At 45.2% G+C, this 17,301-nt stretch carries 19 protein-coding genes; 8 read left to right on the forward strand and 11 right to left on the reverse strand.

The window, feature by feature from the left end:
- Window positions 1–7: 7 nt before the first annotated feature.
- From HPS54_RS08345 to HPS54_RS08355, 3 genes are read right to left on the reverse strand one after another with little or no spacing between them, the layout of a single operon-like run.
- Entirely contained in the window at window positions 8–1,114 is a 1,107-nt protein-coding gene (locus tag HPS54_RS08345; RefSeq protein WP_172344990.1) for a nucleotidyltransferase domain-containing protein, read from the reverse strand.
- The gene (locus HPS54_RS08350) at window positions 1,102–1,569 is read right to left on the reverse strand and encodes a glycosyltransferase (RefSeq protein WP_172344991.1); all 468 of its coding nucleotides are present in this window, start codon (window positions 1,567–1,569) and stop codon (window positions 1,102–1,104) included. Before HPS54_RS08350 ends, HPS54_RS08345 begins: the two co-directional genes overlap by 13 nt.
- Window positions 1,566–2,033 (reverse strand): glycosyltransferase family protein, encoded by a 468-nt coding sequence (locus tag HPS54_RS08355; RefSeq protein ID WP_172344992.1) that lies wholly within the window; start codon window positions 2,031–2,033, stop codon window positions 1,566–1,568. Before HPS54_RS08355 ends, HPS54_RS08350 begins: the two co-directional genes overlap by 4 nt.
- Window positions 2,034–2,228: 195 nt before the next feature.
- On the opposite strand from HPS54_RS08355, the gene HPS54_RS08360 reads away from it, so the two are divergent.
- Both HPS54_RS08360 and HPS54_RS08365 read left to right on the forward strand, forming a co-directional pair.
- Complete coding sequence (locus tag HPS54_RS08360) at window positions 2,229–3,521, forward strand: ATP-binding protein (protein ID WP_172344993.1); 1,293 nt, start codon at window positions 2,229–2,231, stop codon at window positions 3,519–3,521.
- Between the two features lie 186 nt (window positions 3,522–3,707).
- A complete protein-coding gene (locus HPS54_RS08365; RefSeq protein ID WP_172344994.1) occupies window positions 3,708–4,988 on the forward strand; it encodes an ATP-binding protein in 1,281 nt (426 codons plus the stop codon).
- A gap of 12 nt (window positions 4,989–5,000) precedes the next feature.
- Here the strand turns inward: HPS54_RS08365 and HPS54_RS08370 are convergent, their stop codons facing one another.
- The 3 genes from HPS54_RS08370 to HPS54_RS08380 all read right to left on the reverse strand — a co-directional run bounded on the left by HPS54_RS08370 (window position 5,001) and on the right by HPS54_RS08380 (window position 7,565).
- Window positions 5,001–5,555: an LbetaH domain-containing protein gene (locus HPS54_RS08370; protein WP_172344995.1), complete on the reverse strand. Its 555-nt coding sequence runs from the start codon at window positions 5,553–5,555 to the stop codon at window positions 5,001–5,003.
- Between the two features lie 228 nt (window positions 5,556–5,783).
- Entirely contained in the window at window positions 5,784–6,929 is a 1,146-nt protein-coding gene (locus tag HPS54_RS08375) for a glycosyltransferase (protein WP_172344996.1), read from the reverse strand.
- Between the two features lie 240 nt (window positions 6,930–7,169).
- Window positions 7,170–7,565, reverse strand: a complete 396-nt coding sequence (locus tag HPS54_RS08380) for a hypothetical protein (RefSeq protein ID WP_172344997.1) — start codon at window positions 7,563–7,565, stop codon at window positions 7,170–7,172.
- A 200-nt stretch (window positions 7,566–7,765) separates the two neighbouring features.
- Between HPS54_RS08380 and HPS54_RS08385 the strand changes: the two genes are divergently transcribed.
- From HPS54_RS08385 to HPS54_RS08410, 6 genes are all read left to right on the forward strand, one after another.
- On the forward strand, window positions 7,766–9,874 hold the full coding sequence (locus tag HPS54_RS08385; protein ID WP_172344998.1) for a VapE domain-containing protein: 2,109 nt from the start codon (window positions 7,766–7,768) through the stop codon (window positions 9,872–9,874).
- A 428-nt stretch (window positions 9,875–10,302) separates the two neighbouring features.
- Entirely contained in the window at window positions 10,303–10,485 is a 183-nt protein-coding gene (locus HPS54_RS08390) for a hypothetical protein (RefSeq protein ID WP_172344999.1), read from the forward strand.
- A gap of 266 nt (window positions 10,486–10,751) precedes the next feature.
- Window positions 10,752–11,192: an HU family DNA-binding protein gene (locus HPS54_RS08395; protein ID WP_172345000.1), complete on the forward strand. Its 441-nt coding sequence runs from the start codon at window positions 10,752–10,754 to the stop codon at window positions 11,190–11,192.
- 170 nt (window positions 11,193–11,362) lie between these two features.
- Window positions 11,363–11,542: a hypothetical protein gene (locus HPS54_RS08400; protein WP_172345001.1), complete on the forward strand. Its 180-nt coding sequence runs from the start codon at window positions 11,363–11,365 to the stop codon at window positions 11,540–11,542.
- A gap of 39 nt (window positions 11,543–11,581) precedes the next feature.
- Window positions 11,582–12,031, forward strand: coding sequence for an N-acetylmuramoyl-L-alanine amidase (locus HPS54_RS08405; RefSeq protein WP_172345002.1), 450 nt, complete (start codon window positions 11,582–11,584; stop codon window positions 12,029–12,031).
- Window positions 12,032–12,348: 317 nt separating this feature from the next.
- Window positions 12,349–12,756: a hypothetical protein gene (locus HPS54_RS08410; RefSeq protein WP_172345003.1), complete on the forward strand. Its 408-nt coding sequence runs from the start codon at window positions 12,349–12,351 to the stop codon at window positions 12,754–12,756.
- Between the two features lie 114 nt (window positions 12,757–12,870).
- On the opposite strand, the gene HPS54_RS08415 is transcribed toward HPS54_RS08410, so the two are convergent.
- The 5 genes from HPS54_RS08415 to HPS54_RS08435 all read right to left on the reverse strand — a co-directional run bounded on the left by HPS54_RS08415 (window position 12,871) and on the right by HPS54_RS08435 (window position 17,299).
- Window positions 12,871–13,602 carry a LicD family protein gene (locus tag HPS54_RS08415; protein ID WP_172345004.1) on the reverse strand — a complete coding sequence of 244 codons (732 nt, stop codon included), beginning with the start codon at window positions 13,600–13,602 and terminating at the stop codon, window positions 12,871–12,873.
- A 68-nt stretch (window positions 13,603–13,670) separates the two neighbouring features.
- On the reverse strand, window positions 13,671–14,687 hold the full coding sequence (locus tag HPS54_RS08420; RefSeq protein ID WP_172345005.1) for an NAD-dependent epimerase/dehydratase family protein: 1,017 nt from the start codon (window positions 14,685–14,687) through the stop codon (window positions 13,671–13,673).
- Window positions 14,684–15,283 carry a serine O-acetyltransferase gene (locus HPS54_RS08425; protein WP_172345006.1) on the reverse strand — a complete coding sequence of 200 codons (600 nt, stop codon included), beginning with the start codon at window positions 15,281–15,283 and terminating at the stop codon, window positions 14,684–14,686. The genes HPS54_RS08420 and HPS54_RS08425 overlap by 4 nt, the downstream gene beginning before the upstream one ends.
- A 112-nt stretch (window positions 15,284–15,395) precedes the next feature.
- Window positions 15,396–16,562, reverse strand: a complete 1,167-nt coding sequence (locus HPS54_RS08430) for a polysaccharide pyruvyl transferase family protein (RefSeq protein WP_172345007.1) — start codon at window positions 16,560–16,562, stop codon at window positions 15,396–15,398.
- A 2-nt stretch (window positions 16,563–16,564) separates the two neighbouring features.
- Window positions 16,565–17,299, reverse strand: a complete 735-nt coding sequence (locus tag HPS54_RS08435) for an IspD/TarI family cytidylyltransferase (protein WP_172345008.1) — start codon at window positions 17,297–17,299, stop codon at window positions 16,565–16,567.
- Window positions 17,300–17,301 lie beyond the last annotated feature (2 nt).

Consider the following 17,301-nt stretch of genomic DNA (forward strand, 5'->3'; position numbering starts at 1 on the left):
TGCCTTGTTATTTTCTGAGATGATTTTCTCCAGTTATCCCTCTCTTTATTTTCATGAAGGGATATACGAACATTTCTTTACGGTTAAGTCTTCTGAATCGCCAACAGTTTTTCAGGAAAAGCAGATAGTATTGTATCTTTGACAGATTAAGAGAGTGTCCGAAGTTGCCCGCCTCGCCAATCCAGTGCATAAGTTCCATGCCTGTCTTCTCGTTCTTTTCCGTGACATGCAGCAATCCCGTGCCATTCCATGCCGTAGCGTCAAGGCTCATGCCCAAATGCCGGCTGCATATATAATATAATGTACGGAACATCCTTGTCATGCCCGTGTCTCGCAGCATTTCGACAAGCACCGTTTTGTCAATGTCTTTTTCAAGACATTGCATTCCGAGCATCCAGTCGAGCACCTGCCTCAGTCCCAGTCCTCCGTTCAGCACATGGTTGAAGGCATGGACGGTCAGCAGCACAGCCTCCATACATGGCGGTAGCACGGGGATGCGTTCACCTGCAATGACGGTATAATGCGGCTTGGCGTTGTCCACATACTTGCGCGTCATGCGTTGCAGACTGCGGAAATGCGGCAACCACTGGAGTTTCTGAACGGCAAAGTGTAGCTCCACTTCCGTACATTCTTTCTTGGAGTATGTCGCATGCAGCATGGTGAAGTCGGTATTGGTGTACCCCTGTTCCTCAAGCAACAGGCATGCACGCCGGAAGTCCTGTTCAGCCACATATACATCAATGTCGCCCGGTATGCGCAGCTGCGTATCGGGATAGAAGCGCGCAACGGTCTGACCCTTCATCACGGCGTGGCGTATGCCATTAGCTTCAAGAAGCCTTACAAGCCCGGCAACCTGTATGTCAGCCCGGCTGTTTGCTTTTTCCAAAGCCAATATCCTGGCTATTGCCCGCATCTTTTCTTCCGGAGGCAGCAGACCTTTGCCGGCAAGGAATGACAGGATAATCCCGTCTACAGTTTGTCGTCGTGCCTCTGCTATAACCGGTGCAAAGTTCTGTTGACGTATCTCACCCTTGCCCGACAGTGCTGCACGTAGAATGTCAAGCAGTGACATGAACTCGGGGTTGAAGGCAGGATATGTTATTATTTCATCCATTCGCTCAGTTTTTCCCTTATCAAAATCTCTGCATTGCCCTTGTCAAGCTGCTCGAATTTGAACGACCGTGCCTTTTCAATGCAGGCAGGTAAGTCCTTTTCATCGAAACATCCGACAACACATCCAAGTTCGTCAAGTTTGCGAATAAGCTGGAACTGGTCGTGTATATGCTCCGTTTTGTCATGGCGTGGAATTATCACCATGCGCTTGCGCTTCTCCATCGCCTCACTTATGGCTCCCCATCCGCCTTGCATTATCAGCAGCGAAGCATGGTCAATGTATTGCTGCATCTCGTCTTTTGTGCAGAATTTAAAGGCTTTGGCATGTTTATATTCGTAACTTGTCCATCCGGTCTGTACTATAACTTCTTCTTTCGTCCCGGCTGCCATTATGTCCACGGCTTTTGCCATGCGCACAAAAGGCATGTCCATTGTTCCCAAACTTGCAAAAATCATAATACTCCGCAACAAATTGAATTAGGAAATATCTGTTTCATTTCTTCCCATTGTACAAGAAACAGGTCTGCATACTTCTCAATCCATACAGGTGTCTTTGACGCATGGGTCACGTCGGCTGCCGAATTGATGAATATTACCTTCGTGCCCAGTAGTTTCTTGGCAAAGAATACCGTAGGTACGGTAACGCCGGCACCGGTGGTGATTATCACACGTGGACGCTTTACCAGCACCCAGAACAGTGCTTGAAGACTGTTTACAAGCAGCGTCAGCTTCTTTGCCGGTTGGAAGTTCTGTAGGAAGACATGCTCTTTGTCCTTCATGAAAGCCTTTGTTGATGTTGTTTTCAGTGTCAGCCAATAGCAGTGATACTCCTCGGGAATGCTTCCCACGGCAAGCTGAAGTTCGCGCAGGTGTCCGCCCGCAGAGCATGCAAGGCAAATCTTGGGATGTTTACGCCGCATACAGCCTCCTTTCCCATATAAAATATTCCTTGCATATTTCCGTTGACGGTTGTATGTACCCGTCGATATGCCTCTTTTGAACTATGTGATTATTCGTTTTCATTAAACTTTTTGATGTATTTTGTATTTATAAATTATTCATTCGTGCAAAAAAATGTGGAGATGTGATGATTATTCGTGCAAAAAAATGTGTTTATGAAAAGAAATATACTTGGTGAACTATTGGAGTGGAAGCGTAGTGACAAACGTAAACCTCTTATCCTTAACGGCGCAAGACAGGTTGGCAAGACATACATCTTACAAGAATTCGGCAAAAAATACTATAAGAATGTTGCATACGTAAACTGTGACCGTAACGATATACTTAGGCAAATATTCGCCCCCGATTATGATATTCCACGGATTGTCCGCTCATTGTCGGCTCTTCTGGATGTTCATATAGTGCCGGAAGACACACTCATCATATTTGACGAGATACAGGAAAGTCTTGTTATATTGAATTCATTGAAGTATTTCTGCGAGAATGCCCCACAATACCATGTTGCTGTAGCCGGTTCGTTATTGGGAATATCATTGCACGGTAACACCTCTTTCCCTGTCGGTAAGGTGGATATGATAAAGATGTATCCGATGACGTTCGATGAGTTTCTTTTAGCCATAGGGCAGAGCCGGCTTGTCAGCCTGTTGCGTGCAGGCGATAACAGTCTTACTGATGCCCTTGCCATGCGTTTTATAGATTGTCTGCGGCAGTATTATTTTGTTGGCGGCATGCCCGCTGCCGTACTTGAATATTCGGAAACAGGAAACTTACAGGCTGTGCGTGCCATACAACAACAGATATTGTTCGATTATCGCCGTGATTTCTCGAAGCATGCACCGGTGAAAGAGGTTCCGCGCATTAATATGGTGTGGGATGCCATTCCGTCGCAATTGGCAAAGGAAAACAAGAAGTTCATATATGGTGCTGTAAGGAAAGGTGCACGTGCTTCTGACTTTGAGATTGCCATTCAATGGCTTATCGATGTCGGACTTGTATATCGTGTGCACCGTGCCACCACTCCTTCCATACCGCTTAAGTTTTATGAAGAGTTGTCAACTTTCAAGCTCTTCATGCTCGATGTAGGTCTTATGGGTGCCATGGCAGATGTTCCGGCAGAGTCCGTTATCATCGGTGAAAATATATTCCGTGAGTACAAAGGGGCGTTTACCGAGCTTTTTGTATATACGCAACTTGTTCCCCAACGTTTGCCGGTATATTATCATAGCAGCAATGACTCACGTGTGGAGATAGATTTTCTTGTACAGAGCGGAAACAGGATTATTCCCATTGAGGTTAAGGCAGAGGTAAATGTAAAGTCGAAATCTCTTCGTACCTATATAGACAAACATCCTTGTCTGAAAGGTCTGCGTCTCTCCATGCTTCCGCACTCAGACCAAGGCTGGATGGAAAACGTGCCGCTGTATGACGTGAACTTCTTTTTGAAGTGATACCATCTTGATCAGTTCAAAGGTTCCAAAACTTTCCATTTTGAGCAGTTTGGAGGTGTCAAAACTTTCCATTTTGAGCAGTTTGGAGGTGCTAAAACTTTCCATTTTGAGCAGTTTATATATTGTTTTCTTGTATAACACGGTAATAATCAGTATATTTGCATCAAATATAAATTAACAGCTGTTATGGACAGATTGGAACGTATACTTAGAGATCAAAGAGAAGAGTTGTCGGCAACCGATTATTCTGTATTGGTATCACGCGATGAAGAAAGCGATATAGATTTGAAAAGTAACCTCGCACAGATTATTATCGGCGTGCGGCGCTGCGGCAAGTCTACACTGTGTCAAAAGGTTCTTATGCAAAGTGCCGTCAAATTCGCATACGTGAACTTTGATGATGAATATCTGTCTGACTTGAAAGCAGATAAACTGAACGATGTTCTTGAAACGTTGTATCGTATTTATGGCTCGTTTACCCATCTGTTTATGGATGAGATACAGAATATTCCCAAATGGCATTTTTTTGTCAACCGTTTGTTGCGTCAAGGATTACATCTTGTTCTTACCGGCAGTAACGCCAATCTGTTGAGTGGCGAACTTGCCACACATCTCACGGGGCGTTACAACGAAATACGTCTGTTCCCTTTTTCTTTCAAAGAATATTGTACGGCAAAAAATATACCTACCGAGGCACTTACAACAAAAGCCGGCGGTTTGGTGCTTCATGCCCTCGACGCATATCTGTTGTGTGGTGGCTTTCCTGAGTTCCTGCATATAACACAACAAGAACCATATATAAACTCGTTGTTAACGGCAATCATATCTAAAGATATTTGTCAGCGTTATAATGTGCGTTATAAAAAGACGTTGCAGCAGATGGCAAATGGTATACTCGATCATTTCTGCCAGGAATTGTCATACCGTAAATTGCAGAACGATTATCAATTAAGCTCCATACATACGGCAAAAAACTACGTTTCTTATCTTGACAATGCCTATCTCATACGCCTTGTTCCCAAATATTCGTTCAAAAGTATTGAGCGTCAGAATCAGCGCAAGGCATATTCCATAGACAATGCGTTTTTGACAAATCGTGACGAAGCTTTGCAAACAGAAAGTCTTGGGTGGCGGCTTGAGAATGTCATTGCCATTGAAATTTTACGGCGTATGCGTCATGCCACGCAGCAGTTGTATTATTTGCGTGAACACAAAAATTATGAAGTTGATTTTGTTGTCGTAGACCGCAATAGCGTGATAGAACTCATCCAAGTGACATACGACTTCATTTCTCCGAAAACCAAACTTTACAACAGGGAGATTGGGGGATTGCTGAAAGGTTCGGCTGCAACAGGCTGCACTTCCCTTACATTGGTCATGATGTATGGCGAAGCCGGTAATATCACCATTGACGGGAAGACCATCCGCTGCGTGCTTGCCCATGACTGGCTTCTCTGCAGGGTATGACGGAAAGGACTATTATTCTTTCAACTCCCTTCTCTTTATGAATCGGGCAGGATTGCCCCCAACGACAGTCCAAGGTTCAACATCTTTATATACTGATGCTGTTGCACCCACCACCGCACTTTCGCCTATCTCCACGCCCATGCCTATAAAGGCACGTGTGCCTACCCAAGCCTTCTTGCGCAAAACGATAGGTGCAACCACCAGCCCGCTGTCTGCGGTATTCATGTGCGAGGTGTCATGACCTGCCGTGCACAGGTATGAATACTGTGACACGACGGCGTCATCCTCTAATGTTACAAAGTCCTGATTGTAACAGATTACATCCGGCCCCAGACAAGCACGGTGACCCATGCACAGGTTCCATGGTGCCCATATCCTTACCGAGGCATAGACTTCGGCATCCCATTTGATGTCTGCTCCGAACAGTTTGAGCAGCGCAATGCGCCACGGGCGGAACAACTTTGTTATGAACGGGCGGAAGAATATTGCCGATGTTATGTTCCACAAAGCTCTTTTTATCTTTATCCTGTGGCTTACATATCCCGGTGTCTGTCGTTGTAATTTCATTTTAAGTAAGTTATTTATATGTTTTTTCAGTGTTTTCTATGTTCTATGGTGCCAATTTTTTATGATTTTCCTTGTTTTAAGGTGCCATTTTTTTAAAATTTATCAGTTCCTAAGGTGCCAATAAATTCATTTTTATTATATTTTTACCTGTTAATCAATGAGATATAGACATGAGTATCGCACCATTTTATTGGTGTCATGTCGCAGGCATTATCATGCTATTGGGCATTACTCATAAACAAAATCGGGCTTGTCACCCTTGCCGGTAAGCCACTCGTACAGTTCAATCATTTTCCTTGCCGATGCGTCCCATGTGAAATCGCGGCAGACAAGCTCATATCCGTTCTGTCCCATTCGTATGCGCTCATCGTCTGTCATGGCGATAAATCTTGCCAGTCCTTCCTTTATCGATGCCACATTGTCTTCTATACGTATTGCCGCTCCGGTATCATAGCCCTCGGGCAGGTGACATCCCGGCGTGATGATTACAGGTTTCTTCCATGCCCATGCCTCCAGTACCGTCATAGGCAGTCCTTCGCCGTGCGAGGGTAGTATGTATCCGTCGGCACAGGCATACATCCGCTGCTTGTCCTCGCCGAACAGTCCGCCATGAAACACCACCATATCCTCCATGCCGTTGTCTTTCACGATACGCTCCAGTTCCGCCCGGCAGTTCTCATGGTCCCATCCCACGAGGTCTGTCTGCCAGCCGTCGAGCAGTGCCGGACGCTGCCTCTTTATTTCCGCCAGGGCACGAAGCAGCATGTCAACACCTTTTTTCCTGTGCAGCCTCCCCAGATATAGCAGATGTCTCTTGTTGTCTGTCCTTTCAATTTCCGATCGGTAGTCCGGCAGATTTATTCCGTTGGGTATCACCGCCACCGGTTGTTTCAGCCCGTATGCCCTTATATCTTCCATCTCTTTCAGACACAAGGCATGCCAGCAGTCCACCGCCTCAAGGCTTTTTTGCAGGAATGCCTTTGCGATGATGCGTTTCGCCATGCCCTGATTTCCGATGATGTAAGGGTCGAGCATGCCGTGTGGAGTGCATACTATCGGTTCCTTGCGGCGTTTTTTCCATGTGCTCATCAACAGCTGTGGCCAGCGCCACAGGGCTTCCATGTGCAGTATGTCCGCTTCGGCGGCAAGCATAGCCTTGCCCACCTTGTGTGAGTATAGCATCGGTCCTGCCTTGAACAGCCTTACCGGCAACCCTTGCCATGACGGCAGGTCCTCTTCCACATATCGGTCCTCGAACGACAGCACTTTCAGCCTGTGCCCGTTGAAGTTTATGTTGGTGAACAGGTCGCGCACGGCATCGAGCACTCCGCCTGCCGTGCGGGTTACGGAGGGTGTAAAAACAAGTATGTTCATGTCAGTTTTATGGTAATTAACGTAAATAAAATCCTTGCAGGCACTCCGCCGCCCGACCTGTATGCTTCATGTCTGCAAGGAAACTTCAGGTTGATACTTTATCCTTTTTGCCAAACCGATATACTGTGGGTGTTGCTGCGAATGGTGTATCACGTCATTCTGCCATGATGCCCTTGGCACCGGTGTGTGCTGCCTGTCGGGCAGGCAGTCTGTATGCCGGATTTTCTTAAGGTATAAAGGTCACGTAATGTCGTTTCCCGAAAGATACTGCTCCTTTTCGATAGCATCGGCGATATCCTCCCGTATACCTTTTGGAACCGGTATTCTGGCATTTACCACCGCCATCATGTCGTCATGTATCATACGGTACTCTTCTGTGTTCCGTGACGCACTCCATTCTTGAATCGGTATTATAAGAAGCAGAGATCTGAATATGCCCATTACCGTTTCAAACTTCAAAGAACTGTCCGGGTGGAAGCGGTTCAGTTTTGCCACGGTACGGGGATTGATATGTAGCTTCTGGGAGAACGAAAGGTCAGAAGTGAGCTTCCATCTTACTCTGATCTTGTAGATCAGGTCTGCTGCCGTTACCAGCCACAGACTGTTGCTCCTTGCTGTCTTTAACTCTCCGTTCATGATCCCAGGAAATAAAATGTATTCCTGTGGATTGAAGCCCATGTACGGTATAATGATCCCTGTTTAAATTAAGTTAAAGCAGCGTTAAGAAGTGTAACGGATTATGTACTGCATACGAGTACATAATTGTTAAATTCGGATGGGTTAGCTTTGCATAAGTGAAACCTGAATATTATTGTTTGTTTTTAAAAGTTGTTGTTATGAATGAAAAAAGCAATCCTTTGAGCCTCTCACTGTTCAAGACTTTGTCAAGCACAGTCCCCGAGCCTGTTACATGGGAGCATATCGTAGACACGATACGCGGCGGCAGCCTTAAGCCGTGTTGTGATGAATACCGCCGGCTTGCCATGCTCTGTCGCGGAAAGTCGGGCGAAGAAGAGAAGCGCATAAAGTCTGCCATGAGCGGCATCAAGCGCTCCGTGCCTGCATTTGTCGCCTCCGTAGAGGTTTGCGGCGGTCGTTCCGGCGAGTGCGTACGTGGATATACGGGTTATGTGATGGTGGATATAGACCATATTCCTGCGGAGAGATTTGCTGCGGCAGAGCGTGCCGTCAAGTCCGATCCTCATGCCTTTCTTGCATATATCACGCTTTCGGGCTGCGGACTGCGTGTCATTGCCCGTGCGTCGTGTGCTGTTACGGCAGATAATTTCCGCCGGGTGTGGAATGCCGTAAACGGATATTTTGCGGAAGTGGCGGGCGTGGCACCCGACCGTCAGTGCTCCAACGCCACCCGTATGTCGTGTCTGAGCCACGACCCTTGTGCCATGTACAATCCCGATTCTGTTCCGGTTGAAGTGACTCTTAAGCCGGCAAGCCGTTCCAAGGGACGCCCGCCGAAGGTGGACAGTGCCGCCAAGGCTGCACGCAGGCTGACGGAGCAGGAGAACATAAGCTATACGGCAGGGTCGCGCAACAAGTATGTGTCGAGCTGCATATACTGGATGAACCGTTTCGGCATTCCGGCTGACCGGACGCTTGCCTGGGCTCTCGATGAGTTTTCCGACTACAATGCCGACAACGGCGGTCCCGTCGCCTCGATTGTGGGCAGCATCTATCGTCATCATGCCGATGAACACGGAACCCGACGTCTGTCGGGGCAGGGCGTACACACGGGCGGCAAACCTGCGGTGAAAGACATCGAGACGTGGATAAACGGCAGATACCGGTTGCGCAAGAACTCCATCACACAGTATGTGGAGGTCCAGGACATTGTCTCGGCAGGAGACTTCTGCGAGATTAACGATGTTCTTGAAAACACTATATGGCGCGAGATGCAGCATGGAGGGCTCAACGTGGACATGGCTACACTGCGTACCCTCTTGCAGAGCAGCTTTGTGCCGGCATATCATCCTCTGCGCCACTATCTCGACAACCTTGCTCCGTGGGACGGCAAGACAGATCATATCGGCGCATTCCTTGCCATGGTGCACTGTCGCGGCGTTGATCCGGAGGTGTTCGACCTTTATGTCCGCCGCTGGCTTGTGGCTATGATTGCCGCCGTGCTCGGCGATTGTGTCGTAAATCATGAGATATTGGTGCTGCTCGGACGTCAGGGCACGTACAAGTCGTCGTTTATGAACAACATCCTGCCGCCATGCCTGCGCCGTTATTACTGTGTAAAGACAAACTCGCAGCGCATGACCAAGGACGATGTACTGGCGCTGACGGAGAATATTCTCATCAATATGGAGGAGATAGACTCCATGACGCGCCAGGAGGTCAACCAGCTGAAGGCAATGGTGTCCATGCCCTACGTCAACGAGCGTCCGCCATACGGGCGCAACAAGGTGCGCCTGCCGCATATAGCGTCTTTCTGCGCTACGGGAAACAATCTTCAGTTTCTTACCGACGATACGGGCAACCGCCGTTGGCTGGTGTTCGAAGTGGATCATATAGACAACCCCTGGACTGCCGGGATAAACTATGACGGTATTTATGCACAGCTGAAATATCTTCTCGACAGCGGTTTCAAATATTGGTTCGACGGAGACGACATTGCGGCAGTAAACGCTGTCAACCGCCGTTTCGAGACGCCGAACATGGCACGTGAGCTTATTTCCACCCATTATCGCAAACCGGGGCTTTGCGAGCCACGTCTTTATCTGTCGTCATCGCAGATTGTGGCGCGTTTCGCACCACAGGTGAAACTCTCTCCGATGAGTGTCGGCAAATCCATGTCCGACCTTGGTTTCGCACAAGTGTGTAACCGCAACGGACGTTTCTGGGAAGTGGTGGAAGTGCCTGTATGTGACATCGGACGCAATGTTCCCGGATGTGATGATGCTACCGATGACACTCCATTCTGAACGCAATTTTGTGACACTTGTAGACAGTTGTATACACTTGTTTTATAAAATACGCGAGAAATAAAAAATGGTTGTCCTTTAAAGGAAGGGTATTTTTTTAATCTGACAAAAGTTATAAGAACTAGTGTATACAAGTGTCACAAGGTTGAATTACGAGTTTGGAATTACGAATTACGAGTTTAGATTTACGAGTTGTTCTCGCTTCGCTTCGATTATGAATTATAAATTATCAATTATGAATTATAAATTAATTCGCGTTGTTCTCGCTGCACTGCGATTATCTGTTTTTGTTGTGTAGAATGGTGTGTCAAAATAAGCATCCCCGCACGCATCGAAGAGGCGTTCGACATGTGTTAACAAATGCCTTGTTGTCTCGCCACGCAGAATTATGAATTATAAATTATTAATTATTAATTATAAATTATCCCATGAGGTCTTATACCAAGAAAGAGCTGGCACAGCTTGCAGGCGTTTCCGACCGCACCTTCAACCGTTGGATGGCGCGCCACCGCAGTGAACTGGAAGCGATGGGCGTTGGTTTGCATACCCATATACTTCCGCCAAGGGCGGTGAGATACATCTGCGATATATATTTCATAGACGCGGATTGACATGAATACCCGCCAATTCCTGCCAAATAATGCCAACTCCTGCCAATACCCGCCAGCGCCGTTACGGCGTGTCGTATCTTTGCATTATCAGACGGAGATATGCTGCATGAGGCTCTGAAGTATGCCGTTTTACAGTGCAAAGTTACGCACTTAAGGCGCCAAAGTTACGTACTTTACGAGGTAAAACAGCGCACATTGCAGGCTGAAGTGGCGTACTTCCCAAATCTGAAATATAATCTTATGTCTAACATTTAAAATTTACAGTTATGTCACTATTGTACAGAATTTACAAGAACACCAACAAGTCGTCTGCCGGTTACAACAAGTATTATGCGCGTGCCAAGCAGATTGGAGTTATCGAGACCGATGCCATTGCCGAGATTGTACAGCGCAACTGCACGGTGAAGAAGTCTGACGTTAAAGCGGTAATCGAAGAACTGGTGGAGGTGATACAGGACAAGCTCCAGGAGTCGTACTCCGTAAAGCTGAACGGTCTGGGCACCTTCCGCCTCACACTTTCGTCCAAGCCTGCCGCGGAGGTGAAGGACTTTTCCGCGTCGAAGAACATACGTAAGGTTTGCTGCCGCTTTGCTCCCGAGCGCCGCCGCGACACCAACGGCGTTACAACGCGCGCCCTCTGCACCGGAACGCGCCTTGCCGAATATGACGAGCGCGTGAAGACGGAAGAGAGCGAAGGCAATTCATAATTCATAATTTATAATTTATAATTGATAATGCGGGGGCAAGTAATAATTAATAGTTTACAATTTATAATTGTAGTTGCTTCTTTTGCTGTTCCTGTATTATCAATTATGAATTACGAATTGTTCTCGCTACGCTGCAATTATGAATTATGAATTATAAATTATGAATTCTCATGAGAATATTTGTCGCCGCCCTCCTCGTAATTTTCGGCATCGCACTTATCATTGCCGCATTTGTTGTTCCTCCTATGGGCCTCATAGACCCTACGGTGCTCACCGCCTATGGCGAGACGCTCACCTTTGCCGGGGCACTGTTCGGCATAGACAGCCACTACCGCAACCGTAATAAGTAGATGTCCGAAACAATTGTCTTACAATAAAAAATAAACGTAATGAGACGAATAACACTTATCATCATCCACTGCAGCGCCACGCGCTGCAACCGCCGGTACACCTTCGACCGGTGCCGCCGAGACCATATAAGCCACAACGGCTGGAAAGACATCGGTTATCACTATTATGTAGAGACCGACGGCAGTGTTCATCAGGGTAGGGCAGAGGCTGTTTCCGGTGCCCACTGTCGCAACCATAACGCCCACTCCATAGGTATCTGTTATGAGGGCGGTCTCGATTCCGCCGGACGTGCCGCCGACACGCGCACCGCAGCGCAAAAACGCTCGCTGCTTGGTCTTGTCAACGACCTGCGCCGCCGCTATCCCCGTGCCATCGTCATGGGACACCGTGACCTCTCGCCCGACCTTGACGGCAACGGGCTTGTCACTCCCAACGAGTATATCAAGCAGTGTCCGTGCTTTGATGCCATGCACGAGTACGGAAAATAATTAATAATTAATAATTTATAATTTATAATGGAATTGAGATTATGAACAATCGCTTTGGTCGTGTTCCTTTTGGGACAGATTTTTCACTTCGTTCAACACCCCGTCTTGTATTTGTCCGCATGAGGGTGTGTCAAAACAAGCAATCACCCGCGTAGGGACATATGCTTGTATTTGTCCGCACGATTACAATATTTAATGTTGTTGCGGACCATTAAGGACAATTTATAATCTTGTTCAAATGCGTTACTGTATACAGACTATTGTCTTAACTCCTTAACTTCCTAACTCCTTAACTCCTAATTAAAAACTCCTAAAAAATGAACATCAGATTACTTCCCCTCCTCTCCGTATCTCTTCTTGTGGTTTGCTGCGCGAGTCATCGCACCGTAACCACCGTCCCCGTAGAAACCGTCCGCCGTGACACCGTGCACATGTATTCACACCGTTACGACAGCGTCTACCTGTATAACAATGTCAGCACGGTTCATAACGGCGACACGCTGCTTGTGCGCGACACCCGTGTGGAATACCGTTACCGCCTGCTGCGCGACACTGTCCGCCTTGTCCGCCGCGATTCCGTGCCCTACGAGGTGCGTGTCACCGAGTATCGCGACGTTCCCCGCCGCCGCGGCATTGCGGACTATGCGGTATACACAGTTCTTGGAGCTGTGGTGCTGATGTTTGTTTGGCGGTGGGCAGGCAAGTTTGTCGGTTATAACCGATGAAATGTAACGTTTTTTGTCGGTTATAACCAACAGCCCCGTGTTTTTTCATGTCTGTATGCGTATGAAGCATGTTTTGACCTTATGATGCAACTGCATGCCCCGTAGGGCGTGAGGTTATTTCCAGTATGCCTTGAAGTGGTGGTGGGTCACTCTTTTCTCTTCAGGTGGCAACTGCATGTAGTCACCGAACAATGATGTCAGATAGTTATGCCATCCGCTCAGGGTTGCAAACCTTGTATTTTCAAATTCGGCATAGACAGAGTCTGCAAAGTCAGACTCGTCTATTATTTCTTTTTTACCGTATCCCCATACAAGACATCCTCTTTTTCCTGTTGTCATCCCGTTCATGCAACGTGCATTTCTGTCTATTTTCCTGATGATGCTTTTTGTCGGATAAAAATAGAAAATGAGATGCGAAAGAAAGAGTATTGCATTCTTAATAATTCCACGCTCTTTTTTTATCGGCAACCTTTTTAGTGTCAATATATTTATGAGTCGTTTGTTGCGCCTTATCACCTTTTTTTGTTCTTCATCATTTAGTGGTGCGATGTCAATAGGAAAAATATCGATATTTACACCAAAGTTCTGAGCATCGTTGATTTCCTCTTTCATTATGGTGCGTGAGTCGTCAATCTTTGCATACGGATAAGGATATGAGGGATATATCTCATGAGAATATATATGGAAAGGAGATTTGTCTGTTTCCTTATAAAGCCTGATAAATCTGTCATAATCTTCACGCAACATCATAAAGTCGATGTCGTCATCCCATGGAATAAATCCTTTGTGGCGAATTGCCCCTAAAAGTGTGCCTCCGCTTATAAAATAGCGTAGATTGTTTTTCATGCAGAACTCATCTACATGTTGTAAAATATCAATTTGAATGTTCTTTAAATCATCTGTATTAATCTCTTTCATTCTTTCATGGAATTTATTAATCTTTCAAACATTTCTTTCAGACCGTAAAGAGGCTTCCATCCCAATTGTCTGAGTTTCTCGCTTGACAGTTTGAGTTTGGTTGTCGGAGCATATTTCATTTCCGTGTTTTTCTCAAATCTTACTTTTATAGAAGGGTTGAACTCATCACGTAAGAAATATGCCAGCTCTTTTATAGAAATATAAGTATCATCGTTTGCCACATTATACGATTCTCCATTTTTTCCCTTTATTAAAATATAAAGGATGGCACGGATACAGTCGGTGGTGTAGACATAGGGCTTGGCAGATGTTCCGTCGGTGTGCATTATGATATCGTTGCCTGATATAATGCTTCTTGCAAATTGCGCAAACACCCTGTTGTCGTTTGCAGCCACGCCCGCACCGAATGTCTGTGTCAGTCTTGCTGTTTTTACATTGACTCCATATTCCATTGCGTATGCCCGGCACAGATACTCTGCGGAACGTTTTCCTAAAGGATAACTGCTTCGCGGAGACTTTATGTCGATATATCCTTGTTGGTCTTCTGTAATTGTTTTTTCTTCGAAGATCTGCCCATAATATTCCAAAGACGATATGTATACCATAGAACAATCTTTGTGTTCTTTGGCATATCTAAGCAAATTGCGTGTTGTGTCTGTTGACAGCTCATACGTTTCCACAGGGTTGCTTGCCATATATTTCCCGTCGGTAGGACTGGCACAGTGTATAATGTATTTAAAGTCTCCTTTCAGGTTTTCTGTAAATTCTAAAAGGTCAGACTCAACAAATGACAAACTGCTGTCTGTTTCTCCATACATGGAAATTGCTTTGTCCTTATTCCTTACGGGACAACATATTCTGATATTTTCATTCAGTGCCAACAAGCACCTTACGAGTGTAGAACCTATCAGTCCCGTTGCGCCTGTGACAAGAATATCTGAGTTTCTTAAGTTTTTTGACAATGTGAAATTACAGGCGAATTCGCATATGTCTTGTCTTTGTATTCTATTCATAAATTCCATCCAAAAACTTTAGTCCAATATTCGTCAAAACATTTTGCTGAATTATCTGATATTATCTTTGCGGGACTTCCTACAACAACGGAATTGTCCGGAACGTTATTTGTAACAGTTGCATTAGCCCCAATCACAACATTGTTTCCAATCTTTATGTTTCCTAAAATCTTTGCTCCTGCAAATATCACAACATTATCACCTATTGTCGGTATCCCGCTTTTACGTCCGGCAAAAACTCTTCCAATAGTAACACCTTGATGAATGGACGCATTTTTTCCTATGTGTGCTTCTGTGGCAATAACAATACATCCATAGTGAAAAAAGAGTAATCCTCCTCCTATATCTGTTCCTAAAGGTACTTGGATGCCGGTTATATGCTGATTGCATTTATATATACATTTTACCGGTATCAGACATAAACGGGCGAGCATGGAGTTCTTGCTTTTTAGCCAGCTGCCAATTCTAAACGGTAATGTTATCATGCAGGAATTGCTGCAAAAATAATGAAAAAGAGTTTTTATACCCCCCCCGAATGAATTTGTAAACCTCTGATAGTCAGATGCCAGTAACAGCTTTAACGTGGGAATGTTCATGATTTTATTATTTATCCGTTATTGTTTCTTCTGTAATGAGAAGTTTGCTTCGTCATGTATATACGTATGGTGCAGTTCTTCCGCTTCAGCTTATTGCCCGTATTTGGTCAGTTCATGAAATAAAGTCTTTTATAGAGCCCGATGTTCTTGTCTTATAAGAATCTAAATTCCAGAAGTCAAACTCATGATTTATTGCGGCTTCCAATTTATCTACAACTAAATTTCCTTTTAATTCTTCTACATCAGAGAAAAACTGTCTTATTTTCATTGTCCTGCTAAAACATTCCAGTTTGTCATCCCATAGTAGTCCGGATACAGGAACCCCTAATGAGACGGCGGTTATGCAAGCGTGCAGACGTGCCCCGAATACAGCCTTGAATGATGAAATCATTTCAACCAATTCTTTACCGGAATTAGGAGCCGGAAGCAGCTTTTCGGAAGGCAAGCCTAATTCATCTATAAGCTGCAGTGCGACTTCATAGTCTTCCTGCATGCCGTTGCAGAATAGAATCCACTGATGTCCTCTGCGTTCCAATTCGGTGATTATTTCTTTATATAAATTAATCATCTGTGAATCGGAGAAAGGCTTGTCGCTATATGCAGAGTAAATACCTTTTCTTATGACATTAATTCCTATTATGTTGCTTTGGCGAACAACAGATCTTTCTGTCTGATAACACTCAGGTATCCACAGTGCGGGGTCTCCGACGTAATCCGTATGTATATTTTCTTTGGTATAGTACTTGCGTAATCTTGTAAGTCCTTCTTTTCCGTCACGTGTTGTTATTGATTTTACGCATGGAAGGTTTACTGCTTTTACAAGTTGATTGTATCTCCAGTCATGTTTATCGGGTTTTGCAATAGACATGGCACTCATAAGGACTGGTTTGTTATAACGAGTGGCAAGTCCGTTTATCATCTCAAAAAGATAGCTTAGGTCTTGTGTGGTGTATTTAAGCATTCCTACAGGGAGGACGATTTTGTCGGCTTTTTTTATACAATCTCGGAAATACCTTTTATATTTTATTTTGTACATGATGTTTGTCATCCTGTATTTGATATTTCCATGGAATGCCCGGCTTAAATATTTAAGAGGCAAAGCCAATATACAAGTCTTATAATCTTTAATGATTTCCTTATATGCAGGCATCAATTGTTTTCTTATTATTTTTACCCCCCCCGATTTTTTTACGAGCCATTCGGTTGTTTCTATAAGTATTTCGTCACCGGCATTGTTTATGTTGCCCAATCCCAATAAAAGTATTTTTATCTTTTCCATATCTAATATATTCCAAATATTTGTTGATTTTCATGTACCTCCACCATAGAACGGAAAACAAAATAATCCGTCGGTGTCGTGATCTTTATATTTTCCATAGGACCCTCTATGAACTCCAGTTCTGTTCCATAGTAGCTCATCATCGAACATGAATCTATGAAATCGTTTTTCCCTTCAGCCTGCGAGCGTCTGTGTGCATTGATGATATTTTTGAGGTAAAAACTTTGAGGTGCACGTGCCAGCCGGCATTCAGAACGTTTGGGAATATCGACAACATTCCGGTCGTCTTTTTTTATGATTACGGTTTCTATTGCAGGCACGCATGTTATGCAGCTGCCGCATTCCTTCACTTTTGCAATGTTGTCAGTGATCGTTTCCTCGGTAATGAGAGGTCTTACCCCGTCATGTATGAGTACGATGCTGTCGTTTGATTTGTGTATGTCCGAATATTCTTCTGCCGCGCATAGTCCTTTGTAGATAGACTCCTGACCTGTTTTTCCTCCGGGTATGACCTTTACAACCTTTGAAATCTCAAACTTACGTAACATCTTGTTCAGGAAAGGTATCCAGCTTTCTATACATACAACGATAATTCCGTCTATTTGCGGGTGGTTGTCGAAAAGTTCTATTGTATATATCAATATAGGTTTGCCGTTTAATTCCAGAAATTGTTTCGGACGTGACTTTGTGTGCATGCGTGCTCCGGTGCCGCCTGCAAAAATTACAGCTAAGTTCATTG

It is taken from the genome of Xylanibacter caecicola (assembly GCF_013166515.1).
Classification (GTDB): Bacteria; Bacteroidota; Bacteroidia; order Bacteroidales; family Bacteroidaceae; genus Prevotella; species Prevotella caecicola.

Excerpts from the sequence above, each read along its gene's own strand:
- HPS54_RS08405 (WP_172345002.1), top strand. The coding sequence starts at position 11,582 with ATGAGACGAATAACACTTATCATCATCCACTGCAGCGCCACGCGCTGC.
- HPS54_RS08430 (WP_172345007.1), bottom strand. The coding sequence starts at position 16,562 with ATGGAAAAGATAAAAATACTTTTATTGGGATTGGGCAACATAAACAAT.
- HPS54_RS08400 (WP_172345001.1), top strand. The coding sequence starts at position 11,363 with ATGAGAATATTTGTCGCCGCCCTCCTCGTAATTTTCGGCATCGCACTT.
- HPS54_RS08355 (WP_172344992.1), bottom strand. The coding sequence starts at position 2,033 with ATGCGGCGTAAACATCCCAAGATTTGCCTTGCATGCTCTGCGGGCGGA.
- HPS54_RS08415 (WP_172345004.1), bottom strand. The coding sequence starts at position 13,602 with ATGAAAAACAATCTACGCTATTTTATAAGCGGAGGCACACTTTTAGGG.
- HPS54_RS08365 (WP_172344994.1), top strand. The coding sequence starts at position 3,708 with ATGGACAGATTGGAACGTATACTTAGAGATCAAAGAGAAGAGTTGTCG.
- HPS54_RS08345 (WP_172344990.1), bottom strand. The coding sequence starts at position 1,114 with ATGGATGAAATAATAACATATCCTGCCTTCAACCCCGAGTTCATGTCA.
- HPS54_RS08385 (WP_172344998.1), top strand. The coding sequence starts at position 7,766 with ATGAATGAAAAAAGCAATCCTTTGAGCCTCTCACTGTTCAAGACTTTG.
- HPS54_RS08395 (WP_172345000.1), top strand. The coding sequence starts at position 10,752 with ATGTCACTATTGTACAGAATTTACAAGAACACCAACAAGTCGTCTGCC.
- HPS54_RS08420 (WP_172345005.1), bottom strand. The coding sequence starts at position 14,687 with ATGAATAGAATACAAAGACAAGACATATGCGAATTCGCCTGTAATTTC.
- HPS54_RS08360 (WP_172344993.1), top strand. The coding sequence starts at position 2,229 with ATGAAAAGAAATATACTTGGTGAACTATTGGAGTGGAAGCGTAGTGAC.
- HPS54_RS08380 (WP_172344997.1), bottom strand. The coding sequence starts at position 7,565 with ATGAACGGAGAGTTAAAGACAGCAAGGAGCAACAGTCTGTGGCTGGTA.
- HPS54_RS08370 (WP_172344995.1), bottom strand. The coding sequence starts at position 5,555 with ATGAAATTACAACGACAGACACCGGGATATGTAAGCCACAGGATAAAG.
- HPS54_RS08435 (WP_172345008.1), bottom strand. The coding sequence starts at position 17,299 with ATGAACTTAGCTGTAATTTTTGCAGGCGGCACCGGAGCACGCATGCAC.
- HPS54_RS08375 (WP_172344996.1), bottom strand. The coding sequence starts at position 6,929 with ATGAACATACTTGTTTTTACACCCTCCGTAACCCGCACGGCAGGCGGA.
- HPS54_RS08425 (WP_172345006.1), bottom strand. The coding sequence starts at position 15,283 with ATGAACATTCCCACGTTAAAGCTGTTACTGGCATCTGACTATCAGAGG.
- HPS54_RS08410 (WP_172345003.1), top strand. The coding sequence starts at position 12,349 with ATGAACATCAGATTACTTCCCCTCCTCTCCGTATCTCTTCTTGTGGTT.
- HPS54_RS08390 (WP_172344999.1), top strand. The coding sequence starts at position 10,303 with ATGAGGTCTTATACCAAGAAAGAGCTGGCACAGCTTGCAGGCGTTTCC.
- HPS54_RS08350 (WP_172344991.1), bottom strand. The coding sequence starts at position 1,569 with ATGATTTTTGCAAGTTTGGGAACAATGGACATGCCTTTTGTGCGCATG.